The sequence below is a fragment of the Salinigranum sp. genome (assembly GCF_041641895.1).
In the GTDB taxonomy this organism is placed as follows: Archaea; Halobacteriota; Halobacteria; order Halobacteriales; family Haloferacaceae; genus Salinigranum.
Window position 1 is genome coordinate 1 of the sequence record NZ_JBEPXO010000109.1, and the last position, 11,173, is coordinate 11,173.

Below are 11,173 nucleotides of genomic sequence, written 5' to 3' on the forward strand. Positions count from 1 at the left end.
CCTCGTGTACCTCGCCGCGCTGGCCGTCTCGCCCGACCTGCTGCTCGCGTTCGAGTACGTCCCGGGCTTCCTCGCCATCGCACTCCTCGGCGGCGGCCGGCCGAGCGCCGACCAGGTCATCGCGCGCATGGCCGCCGACGAACGGACGCTCTACTCGCGAATCGACCCCTTCTACCGCCGGGTGGCCGTCCCGTTCGTCGAGCGCGTCGACGGCTTCAGACAGTACGTCCCGGTCGTCCTCCGTGCGGGCATGGGCGTGGCGTTCGTCTACCTCGGCGTGGTCCAGAAGCTCGCGAACCCCGGCGACTCGCTGGCGGTCGTCGCCAAGTACGACCTGACCGCGGTAGTGCCGGTCGACCCGGCGCTGTGGGTCGTCGGTGCCGGCCTCGTCGAGGCCGCGGTGGGCGTGGCGCTACTCGCCGGGCTCTTCACCCGGTTCTTCTCGGGCGTCGCGTTCCTCCTCCTGACGACGACGCTGTTCGGGTTGCCCGACGACCCAGTCGTCGCCCACATCTCGGTGTTCGGGCTCGTGAGCGCCCTCCTGGTGACGGGCGCCGGCCCGTTCTCGTTCGACGCGTGGGCCGCACGGGAGGTGCCGGACGCGGTTCCCGACCCGCTGGACGAGTCGCCCCGGGCCGCCGACTGACCGGGGGGCGGACGAGGACGGAACGTTTTCCCTCGGACGCGTCGACACTAGAGCTATGACCACGCGCCAGTTCGGCGACATCACGCTCGAACAGGTCGACGAGTACGTCTGGGAGCTCCCGCGAGAGGGGGAGATGCGGGTGCCGGCCCGGGTCTTCGCGAGCGAGGAACTCCTCGAACAGATCGGCGACGACAAGACGCTCCAGCAGTTGCGGAACGCGACGCACCTCCCCGGCATCGCGAACTACGCGGTCTGTATGCCCGACGGCCACCAGGGGTACGGCTTCCCCGTCGGCGGCGTCGGCGCGACAGACGTCGAGACCGGCTGTATCTCGCCCGGGTCGGTCGGGTACGACATCAACTGCGGCGTCCGCATGGTGAAGACGAACCTCACCTACGAAGACGTCCAGGGGCGCGAGCAGGAACTCGTCGACGCCCTGTTCGAGGCCGTCCCCTCCGGACTGGGCGGCGGTGGCGTCGTCGAGACGTCGAAAGAGCAGGTGGAGCAGATCCTCGAACGCGGCGTCGACTGGGCGCTCGAACACGGGTACGCCGTCCGGGAGGACCTGACCCACTGTGAGGACGAGGGCCTTAGGCCAGAAGCCGACGCCTCGGCGGTGTCGCAGAAGGCCAAGGACCGGGGCAAGAACCAGGTCGGGTCGCTCGGCTCCGGCAACCACTTCCTCGAGGTACAGCGCGTCACCGACGTCTTCCGGGCCGACGTCGCCGACGCGTACGGTCTCGCGGAGGACCGAATCGTCGTCCTCATCCACTGTGGCTCCCGCGGGCTGGGCCACCAGACCTGCACCGACTACCTCCGGCGTATCGAACAGGAGCACGCTGACCTCCTGGCGGAGTTGCCCGACAAGGAACTCGCCGCCGCGCCCGCGGGGTCGGAACTCGCCGAGGAGTACTACCGCGCGATGTGTGCCTGCATCAACTTCGCGTGGGTCAACCGCCAGCTCATCACCCACCGCACCCGCGAGGTGTTCGCCGACGTGTTCGGGACCGACTGGGAGGACCTCGGGATGGACCTGCTGTACGACGTCGCGCACAACATCGCGAAGAAGGAGGTGCACGAAGTCGCCGTCGACGCCGACGGCCGACCGACCGCCTACGACGAGGGCGTGGACACCGAAGCGCGCGAACTGTACGTCCACCGGAAGGGGGCGACGCGCGCGTTCCCCGCGGGCCGCCAGGAGGTCCCGCCCGCGTACCGCGACGTCGGCCAGCCCGTCATCATCCCGGGGAGCATGGGCGCGGGGTCGTACGTGCTCCGCGGGGGCGAGGAGTCGCTCGCCCGCTCGTTCGGGTCGACCGCCCACGGTGCGGGGCGACTGATGAGCCGGACGCAGGCGAAGAAGGAGTTCTGGGGTGGCGACGTCCAGTCCGAACTCCGCGAGGGGAACCAGATATACGTGAAGGCGCAGTCGGGCGCCACCGTGGCCGAGGAGGCACCGGGCGTCTACAAGGACGTCGACGAAGTGGTCCGCGTCTCGGACGAACTGGGCATCGGCGAGACGGTGGTACGTACCTTCCCGGTGTGCAACATCAAGGGCTAACGTCGCTCAAGAGAGCCACGCCCGTTACAATCGACTGGGAACGGGCGGCGCCCACTTTTTTCAGGCGCCGCAATGTCCACCTGCGGGAGCGGTGCCGTCCCGTCGGCACGGGGTTGCCACGGCCCTTGGGGGGCAGGCAGGGCGGTGCTGTTCCCCACGCGACCCATCTCCGGGTCTCGCGACACTGTCGTCACGGTCTCACCGGTTCGCTTTCGCGATTCGACTCCGGCGGTCACCCCGTCGGCCCAGACGGTCCGCGCGGTCCCCCTGGCCCGCGCGGGCCGCGTTCGTCGCGCAGTTCGACGCGTTCGGGAGGCCGACGCGGGTCCATCTCCTCTCCGTTCTCGTATCTGACGAAGCTCAGATAGAACGGTTCGCCACAGCCCGTCTCCCCCTCGGCGAGCGTCTCGTCACCGCAGACGAACCGGACGCCCTCGCTCTCCTCGTACGCCTCGTCGGGAGCCGCGTACGTCCATCCCTCGAACGGGTACGGCGTGACGGCCTTGTCTGCCAGGTACGCGTCCCGCTCCAGTTCGGCGAGCGCACCGCAGTGCGGACAGTAGTAGGTGACCGTGACGGTCACGTCCTCGTCGGTCATCGCCCGTTCTAGCGGGTCGAGTGGCATAAGCGGTGCGCGCCGGGCGAGCGTCAACAGCCGTCGGTCGTCACCGTCGGCGGCGACGGCGCGACGAACTTGTCGACGACAGTCGTCTCGCCGTTCTGCCCCCGGACGACGATGCGGTAGGTGTCGCCGGTGTCGCAGATCTGCTGCAGGGCACCGTCGCTCCCGACGCCGTCGAGGTGGACCTCGTCGCCCGGTTCGACGACCGACTTCGGGTCGGTAGTCCAGACGTCGTCCCACGTGATCCGCGTGCCGGTGTGGTCGACGACGAGCACGCGCTCCTGCGCGATGGCTTCGCCGCCGGTGAACGTGACGACGACGTACGCGCCGTTCCCGCCGTTGCCGTCGCCGTCTGCGACCCACTCGGTGTCGAACGCGACCGGATGCTCGGCCGCACCGAGTCGCGACTCGAACCCCATCGCGAGCGCGCCGACGATGGCGGCGACGACGACGGTAATCGCCGTGAGGAGGACGACGCCGACGACGGGGGAGACGGCGCGGGTCGGACGGGTCGTGCTGGCGGAGCGCATCACGTCACCGGGTGATCGGGCCGGTCCGTGGTAAGCGCCCGCCCCCAAGTATCGAATCTGACACCGAACTACGCGAGGCGTTCGTCGAGGAACTCCCGCACGGCGGCGTTGAACGCCGCGGGTCGTTCGAGCATCGCCAGATGGGCCGCGCCGGGAATCTCGACGGCGGTGCAGTCCGGGAGGTTCTCCGCGAGATACTCGTGGTACCACGGCGGAGTCAACTGGTCGTGTTCGCCCACGATAGCGACGCTCGGCAGGGAGAGTTCGTCGAGTCGGTCGCGGACGTCGAACGTGTGGCAGGTCCGGAAGTCGCGGTAGGTGACAGCTTGCCCGGCGTCGTACATCACCTCGGTCGACGCCTCGACGAACTCGTCCGTCGGGTCGTGAAAGAGTCGGTCGGAGTCGTGGAGGAACTCGACGGCGCGGTCGAAGTCGTCGTCGAGCCACGCGAGGAGGTCGTCGAGGACGGCGAGACGTGCGCCGGTCCCCGTCAGGACGAGGCCGTCCAGGTCCAGGTCACGTTCGAGTGCCGTGGTGAGCGCGACGGCGCCCCCGAGGGAGTTGCCGACGAGGACCCGAGCCCCCACCGCGCGCGCGACGGCGACCACGTCGTCGACGTACGCCGAGAGGGCCTCGTACCCCGGGTCGGCGTCGACGTCGTCGCTCTCGCCGTGTCCACTCAGGTCGAGTGCAGTCACCGACGTCGTGTCCGCGAGTCGGAACTGTGCGCGCCACGCCGCGTGCGACCCGCCGCTCCCGTGGATGCAGAGGAGGCCCGGGACGTCCCCGTCTGCGTCTCCGCGAGTCCGGTAGGCCGTGGTCCGCCCGTGGTGTGTTGTCTGCTCCATAGGGAGACTCCGACAGGGAGTGAAATAAAGCCCCGTCCGTCGGCCGTCCGGACCGGCCACGAGACGGAACCGCAAAACGAGTTCTCAGAGGCGTTCGGACGCCGTCGGTCGATTAGTGAGCAAAAGATTCATATAGGTAGAAAGCTAACTTGGAGTTAGTTGATATCATGAGTACCCAACAGTTCGCCGGTGCCAACGACCGGTTCCTCCGCCGTTACGAGTACGACGATAGCTGGGTCGTCGCCGCCGACCTGGGCGTCGACGACGACGCCATCGACGTCGACGTCGTCGGGACGACGGCCATCGTCGTTGTCGACACCGGCGACGGGGTCGCCGAGACGGAGTTCGAACTCCCCGGCACCGACGCCGACGTCGCCGTACAGAACGGTATCCTGACCATCACGGTCGCGAAGTGACCGACGCGTCGAAGCGCGACCGCTCCGAACCCTTCACAGACACACGACACACCGTATGAAACTCATCGTTCGACCGCTGAAACAGAAGGACGCAGGGCGTGGACTCGCCGCCATCGACCGACAGGCCGCCGAAGAACTCGGCCTCGAGGGTGGCGACTTCATCCGCCTCAAGGGACAGAACGGCTCGACCATCGCCCGGGTGTGGCCCGGCTACCCCGAGGACCGTGGTACAGGGGTCATCCGCATCGACGGTCGACTCCGCCAGCAGGCCAACGTCGGCATCGACGACCGCGTCGAGGTGGAGAAGGCCGACGTCAAGCCCGCCTCCCGGGTGACGGTCGCCCTCCCACAGAACCTCCGTATCGGCGGGAACATCGGAACTTACATTCGTGACAAGCTCGCCGGCCAGCCCGTGACGAAGGGCCAGACCGTCCAGCTCCCGCTGGGCTTCGGCTTCATGGCCTCGTCGAACCAGACCGTACCCCTCAGAGTCGCGTCGACCCAGCCCTCCGGCACCGTCGTCGTCAACGACTCGACCGAGGTGCAGATTTCGCAGAAGCCCGCCGAGCAGATCAAAGAGACCTCCACGGGGAGCGACGGCGGCCCCAGCATCACCTACGAGGACATCGGTGGGCTGGACCGCGAACTCGAACAGGTCCGCGAGATGATCGAACTGCCGATGCGCCACCCCGAGCTGTTCTCGCGGCTCGGTATCGACCCGCCGAAGGGTGTCCTCCTGCACGGCCCGCCGGGCACGGGGAAGACCCTCATCGCCAAGGCGGTGGCGAACGAGATAGACGCCTCCTTCCACACCATCTCGGGCCCCGAGATCATGTCGAAGTACTACGGGGAGTCCGAGGAGCAACTCAGAGAGATCTTCGAGGAGGCCGAGGAGGAGGCCCCGGCCATCGTCTTCATGGACGAACTCGACTCTATCGCGCCCAAGCGCGAGGAGACGAGCGGTGACGTGGAACGCCGCGTCGTCGCACAGCTCCTCTCGCTGATGGACGGTCTCGAGTCCCGGGGCCAGGTCGTCGTCATCGGCGCGACCAATCGAGTGGACGCCATCGACCCCGCGCTCCGGCGCGGCGGTCGGTTCGACCGCGAGATCGAAATCGGCGTCCCCGACCGCGACGGCCGCAAGGAGATCCTGCAGGTCCACACCCGGAACATGCCGCTCTCCGAGGACGTGGACCTCGACGAGTTCGCCGACAACACCCACGGCTTCGTCGGCGCGGACCTCGAGTCGCTGGCGAAGGAGTCGGCGATGAACGCGCTTCGACGGATCCGGCCCGAACTCGACCTGGAGGCCGACGAAATCGACGCCGAGATCCTCGAACGACTGCAGGTCACCCTCGACGACTTCAAGGAGGCGCTGAAGGGTATCGAGCCCTCCGCCCTCCGCGAGGTGTTCGTCGAGGTCCCCGACGTCACCTGGTCGGACGTCGGTGGACTCGAAGGGACGAAAGAGCGACTCCGCGAGACCATCCAGTGGCCGCTGGAGTACCCCGAGGTGTTCCAGCAGCTGGACATGGAGGCCGCGAAGGGCGTCATGCTCTACGGCCCGCCCGGAACGGGGAAGACCCTGCTGGCGAAGGCCGTCGCCAACGAGGCCGACTCGAACTTCATCTCCATCAAGGGTCCCGAACTGCTGAACAAGTACGTCGGGGAGAGTGAGAAAGGCGTGAGAGAAGTGTTCAAGAAGGCGCGGGAGAACGCCCCCACTGTCGTCTTCTTCGACGAGATCGACTCCATCGCCACCGAGCGCGGCCGGAACAGCGGTGACTCGGGCGTGAGCGAGCGGGTGGTCTCACAGCTCCTCACGGAGTTGGACGGCCTCGAAGCGCTCGAGGACGTCGTGGTCGTCGCCACCTCGAACCGGCCCGACCTCATCGACTCGGCGCTCTTGCGGCCCGGCCGCCTGGACAGACACGTCCACGTGCCCGTGCCCGACGAGGAAGCCCGTCGCGCCATCTTCGACGTCCACACGCGGAACAAGCCGCTGGCGGACGACGTCGACCTCGACTCGCTCGCGCGCAAGACCGACGGCTACGTCGGTGCCGACGTCGAGGCCGTCTGCCGTGAGGCCGCGATGAGCGCCTCCCGCGAGTTCATCCGCAGCGTTCCCAGGGAGGAGGTGGGCGACTCGGTCGGCAACGTCCGCATCACGATGGACCACTTCGAGAGCGCGCTGGAGGAGGTCACGCCATCGGTCACCGACGAGACCAGACGGCGCTACGAGGAGATCGAACAGCGCTTCAAGAAGAGCGAGGTCGAACGGGACCCCGAGGCCGAGGTCAGCCGGACGTTCCAGTAAGACGTCCACGTCCTCCCTCGACCCGTTCGGTCGTCTGCGGCCGGTGTCCAATCCAGAACTGAACGTCCGCTCCGACCGACAGTTTCTTGTCCCCACTCCCCCGAGTCGCAGGTCCGAACGACGCGCCGAGAACGCCGATGGGGCGACTTCGTTTCACCGGAAACCTGGTGTGTCAAACCGCTAGACGTGAGCGGCGGCTGTCGACCAGTTTATAACTCTCCTTCGAGGTCCAGCAGGATGCCCTCTGCGTGCTCTTCGGGGGAGACGTTCTCGTACGCCCGGACGATTTCCCGCTCCGGATTCACCACGTAGGTGTTGCGGAACACGCCGTCGAACGTCCGGCCGAACATGTTCTTCTCGCCGTACGAGTCGTACGCGGCCGCCACCTCGCCCGACTCGTCGGAGAGGAGGTCGAACGGCAGGTCGTGTTTCTCGGCGAAGTCCGCGAGGTCCGAAACCGGGTCGTCGCTGATGCCGACGACCGACACCCCCCGGCCCTCGAACTCCTCGAGCGAGTCACGGAAGCCACAGGCCTCTGTCGTACACCCCGGCGTGTCCGCACGCGGATAGAAGTAAACGACGACCCAGCCGTCGAAGTCGTCGAGCGAGACGGGGTCGCCGTGCTGGTTCTGCAGTTCGAACGCCGGGGCGGTCGTGCCGATGTCGAGCATGGTCTCACTCGTCGCGCACGCGGGAAGAATCAGTCGATGCGCTCGGCGGCGTCCTTCTGCAGGAGGGGTTCGGCGTTGGTCGTCGGGAGCATCACCACGTCGTCGCGCGCGAGATCGTACTCGCGTTCGTCGACGCCGTAGACCGTACCTACGTCGGCCGTGATGCGGAGCGTCGTCCGTTCGGGACCGCGCTCCCGAGCGTCCGTGTTCGGGTCCGCGTCGGCCGCTCCGTCCCGTCTCGCGTTCCCCGGAGACGTGGTCGCCGTCGCGGACGTCGTGGTCTCGTCGCTGGAGACGACTGCGGCTTCGTCGGCGGGTCGGTCCGCCTCCGAACCGGCGGCCTCTGCGGGTGTCGACCCGGTCGTCTGCGCCGTCGTCGAGGCGTCCGCCGCCGGGGCCTCGGCCGTATCTGGCGGTGCCGTCGGCGCGTCCGTCCCCCCGGAGTCGCCGAGGGCGTCCGCTAGGAGGTCGTCCGCGGGGTCAGCCGTCGACGACGACGCAGGTTCGGGGGCGGTCGAGGCGTGGTCGTCGGCCGAGGCGGACGCGTCGGAGACAGGGCCGGCCGACGAGTCGTCGACGGCGGCGTCCGTCGACGTCTCGGTCCGACCACGCTTCCCGTCGAGCGTCGCCATGACCGTCTCGCGGTTCTCGCGGATGCGGGCGACGAGGTCCTCGAACAGTTCCCGTTCTTCGGCCGTCATCCCCTCCTCGTCGGTCGCCATGTCCGCGGCAGCGAACGAGGCGTGCTTGACCACCTTGCCGACCCGGCGCTCGTACAGCGCGTTCGCGATCTCCTGGGTCGACTCTATCTTGTCGGTGAGCTGACGAACGTCCTCGGAGGCGAAGGGGTCGTCGGCCGCCTCCACGGCGCGTTCGCGCTCGTCTTTCAACTGGACGACGTAGTCGGCGACGTCCTCGTAGAAGGAGTCCCGCAGGTGCTGGAGGCTGTCCTTCTGCCGTTCGGCCCGTTGCACACTGCGTAACTCTTCGAGGTTCATCGGTTGGTAGTCATCCCGTCTCGTCTCCGTCTGTCACGTTCGAACGACGGTGGCGCGCTCGCGAGCGAGGAGGAACACGCCGACCCACTCACGAACGGACACGACACCCTCCTCTCTCCTAAACCTGTCGGCGTCCATCCACGCCGGAGGGTCGGTCACGTCGACCTGTATCTCCCGGTCGGTGAACGGTTCGGGCACCGCGTCGACGAGGGGGTCGAACGACGCCACCGCCGACGGTTCGAGCCGTCGGACGACGAGCCCGGTGCCTCCGTGGAGGCTCCCCGGGAACCGGATGAGCCGTCGGAGGTCGGTCGTCACCGGTTCGTCGATTGGGGCCGTCTCGCTCGCGACGACCTCCTCGGCCAGTGACTCGACGAGCGTCCGGACGCCGGGGCCGCCGGCTTCGAGGTTCCCCGAGCGGACTGCCTCGGGAGTGGACTCGAACGCGCCCAGCACTGTACGGGCGCGCTTCTCCCCGATGCCGTCGAGGTCGGTGAGTCGCGAGAGGGCCTCGGCCTCGTCCATCTCCCCGAGTTCGTCGACGAACGAGAGGAGTCGGCGGTGTGTCCGCGCACCCCACCCGCCCTCGGTCTTGAGCATCCGGCGCGTCGTCCCCCGTCTGTTCTCGGTCCGGACGAGGCCGTCGACGTCGAGGTCGATAGCGCGGAGGTAGTCGACGATTTCGCGCCGGGCGGTCGAGTCGAGCGTCCGGACGCGGTCGTCGCGCACGTGGACGTGATACCCGCGGCCACCGGAGAACACCACCTGCAGGTCGTCGTGGGCGAATCCGAGGTCGTCGGTCAGGAGGTCGAGGAGCCGGACGAGCGCCTCCTTGCACCGTTCGAGCATCTCGGGGTAGGGGGTGGACTCGTCTACCCCGTCGAGGTGGTCGCCGTCGAGGTCGAAGACGAGGTCGGCCGCCTCCCACCCCTTCTCGTCCATCGTCCCGGCCCCGGGACTGCGGTACTCGGCGGCGGAGAAGTAGACGTGTCGGGGGGCCTCGTCGGCGAGGAACGTGCCGACGTCGCCGAGGTCGACCAGCGCCTTGTGGCGGACCATCGTGGTGCCGCCTGCGGTCCACGGGATGTACCCCCACTCGCGCGACCCCGCTGCCGGCGGGAGGACGACGTCCGTCGACGCGTAGTACGCGCTGAACCGACGGCGCAAGTAGTCGCGGGTCGCGCTGTCCATGACGACGGATGTTGTCGAGAGCCCGGTAAAGACGTTGCGTCTGCGGACGAGTGCGCAGGGCGACGCCGGACCTGGGAACATTCGATCCGTGACACTGAACGATTAAGTCCGTTCGTCACGTGTTGACACAGAAGGGGACCGGTTCAGGTCGTGCGGTTGGGAGAACGGCGAGTTTCGGGTTCACACGTAGTGATGACGACGAGTTTACTACAACTGCGGTAGTAACAATTACCGAAACTATAAATAAGACCTATACCAACACATCGGACTGTAATGGTTGATACTGAGCCACACGACAGCGAATCGGGTGTGTCGCGTCGTAGCTTCGTCAAGGCAGCAGGGGCTTCGGGAGTCGCAGTCGGGCTCGCGGGGTGTGTGAGTACCGGCGGCGGTAGCGGTTCCGGTGGCTCCGGTGGGAGCGGCGGGTCCGGCGGCAGTGGCGGGTCGACGGACACGCCGATTAGCACCGAGGAATCGACCGAGGACATCACCATCCAGTGGGCGGCCGACACGCGGGTGGCCGAAAACAGCGACGCAATCCAGCAGGCGCTCTCGGACGCCGGCCTCGGCGACAACATCACCGTCGAGATTCTCGCCGGGTCGCAGGTCACCGACAACCGGCAGTCGCAGTACCAGCAGTGGCTGAGTTCGGGTCGCGAGGACCCCACGCTCATGATGATGGACAGCGGGTGGACGATTCCGTTCATCGCACGCGAGCAGCTGCAGAATCTGAGCCAGTCGCTGCCGAACGATATGGTGAGCCAGGTGGAGGACAACTACTTCCAGGCTTCGGTCAACACGGCGCAGGGGCCCGACGGGGACCTGTACGGGGTGCCGCTGTTCCCCGACTTCCCGACGATGCAGTACCGCAAGGACCTCCTGCGGAACGCCGGCTACAGTGACTCGGACTTCGAGACGTGGGCGACCGAGTCGATGTCGTGGGCCGAGTTCTCGCAGGTCACGAAGCAGGCGATGGAGGAGAACTCCGACACCCAGTACGGATACACGTTCCAGGCGAACGTGTACGAGGGTCTCTCCTGCTGTGACTTCAACGAGTTCATGACCTCCTGGGGCGGCGCCTACTTCGGTGACCCCTCCCAGTACCTGTTCGGCCCCATCGGCGACCGGCCAATCACGGTCGACGAGGAGCCGGTCATCAACTCCATCCGAATGGTTCGGAAGTTCATCAACGGCGCGGACGACCCCGAGGCGCTCTCGAGCGACGACTTCGCGGGCAACATCGCGCCCGAGGCCGTCCTCCAGTGGACCGAGGAGCCCTCGCGCAAGCCGTTCACCAGCGGGGACGCAATCATGCACCGCAACTGGCCGTACTCCATCGTCATCAACGGTGCCGAGGACGCCTTCGGCGAAGA

General features: G+C 67.5%; 11 protein-coding genes. 5 read left to right on the plus strand and 6 right to left on the minus strand.

Annotated features, from left to right (window positions below; genetic code table 11):
* Both ACESK5_RS17425 and ACESK5_RS17430 read left to right on the plus strand, forming a co-directional pair.
* Positions 1 to 646 (plus strand): DoxX family protein (locus ACESK5_RS17425; RefSeq protein ID WP_372912851.1); only part of this gene is annotated, 646 nt, incomplete at its 5' end.
* A 55-nt stretch (positions 647 to 701) separates the two neighbouring features.
* A complete protein-coding gene (locus ACESK5_RS17430; RefSeq protein ID WP_372912852.1) occupies positions 702 to 2,207 on the plus strand; it encodes an RtcB family protein in 1,506 nt (501 codons plus the stop codon).
* A 232-nt stretch (positions 2,208 to 2,439) separates the two neighbouring features.
* On the opposite strand, the gene ACESK5_RS17435 is transcribed toward ACESK5_RS17430, so the two are convergent.
* The 3 genes from ACESK5_RS17435 to ACESK5_RS17445 all read right to left on the minus strand — a co-directional run bounded on the left by ACESK5_RS17435 (position 2,440) and on the right by ACESK5_RS17445 (position 4,207).
* Positions 2,440 to 2,790, minus strand: a complete 351-nt coding sequence (locus ACESK5_RS17435; protein WP_372912861.1) for a hypothetical protein — start codon at positions 2,788 to 2,790, stop codon at positions 2,440 to 2,442.
* Positions 2,791 to 2,855: 65 nt separating this feature from the next.
* Positions 2,856 to 3,359 carry a type IV pilin gene (locus tag ACESK5_RS17440; protein WP_372912853.1) on the minus strand — a complete coding sequence of 168 codons (504 nt, stop codon included), beginning with the start codon at positions 3,357 to 3,359 and terminating at the stop codon, positions 2,856 to 2,858.
* A gap of 68 nt (positions 3,360 to 3,427) precedes the next feature.
* On the minus strand, positions 3,428 to 4,207 hold the full coding sequence (locus ACESK5_RS17445) for an alpha/beta fold hydrolase (protein WP_372912854.1): 780 nt from the start codon (positions 4,205 to 4,207) through the stop codon (positions 3,428 to 3,430).
* 167 nt (positions 4,208 to 4,374) lie between these two features.
* On the opposite strand from ACESK5_RS17445, the gene ACESK5_RS17450 reads away from it, so the two are divergent.
* Both ACESK5_RS17450 and ACESK5_RS17455 read left to right on the plus strand, forming a co-directional pair.
* Complete coding sequence (locus tag ACESK5_RS17450; protein WP_372912855.1) at positions 4,375 to 4,623, plus strand: Hsp20/alpha crystallin family protein; 249 nt, start codon at positions 4,375 to 4,377, stop codon at positions 4,621 to 4,623.
* A gap of 55 nt (positions 4,624 to 4,678) precedes the next feature.
* Positions 4,679 to 6,940, plus strand: coding sequence for a CDC48 family AAA ATPase (locus ACESK5_RS17455; RefSeq protein ID WP_372912856.1), 2,262 nt, complete (start codon positions 4,679 to 4,681; stop codon positions 6,938 to 6,940).
* Between the two features lie 209 nt (positions 6,941 to 7,149).
* Here ACESK5_RS17455 and bcp read toward each other — a convergent pair whose 3' ends face one another.
* From bcp to priS, 3 genes are read right to left on the minus strand one after another with little or no spacing between them, the layout of a single operon-like run.
* A complete protein-coding gene (bcp, locus tag ACESK5_RS17460; protein WP_372912857.1) occupies positions 7,150 to 7,611 on the minus strand; it encodes a thioredoxin-dependent thiol peroxidase in 462 nt (153 codons plus the stop codon).
* Positions 7,612 to 7,640: 29 nt separating this feature from the next.
* Complete coding sequence (locus ACESK5_RS17465; protein WP_372912858.1) at positions 7,641 to 8,609, minus strand: hypothetical protein; 969 nt, start codon at positions 8,607 to 8,609, stop codon at positions 7,641 to 7,643.
* Positions 8,610 to 8,642: 33 nt separating this feature from the next.
* A complete protein-coding gene (gene priS / locus ACESK5_RS17470) occupies positions 8,643 to 9,800 on the minus strand; it encodes a DNA primase catalytic subunit PriS (protein WP_372912859.1) in 1,158 nt (385 codons plus the stop codon).
* A gap of 273 nt (positions 9,801 to 10,073) precedes the next feature.
* Between priS and ACESK5_RS17475 the strand changes: the two genes are divergently transcribed.
* Positions 10,074 to 11,173, plus strand: a 1,100-nt coding sequence (locus tag ACESK5_RS17475; RefSeq protein ID WP_372912860.1) for a substrate-binding domain-containing protein, incomplete at its 3' end; no start/stop codon positions are given.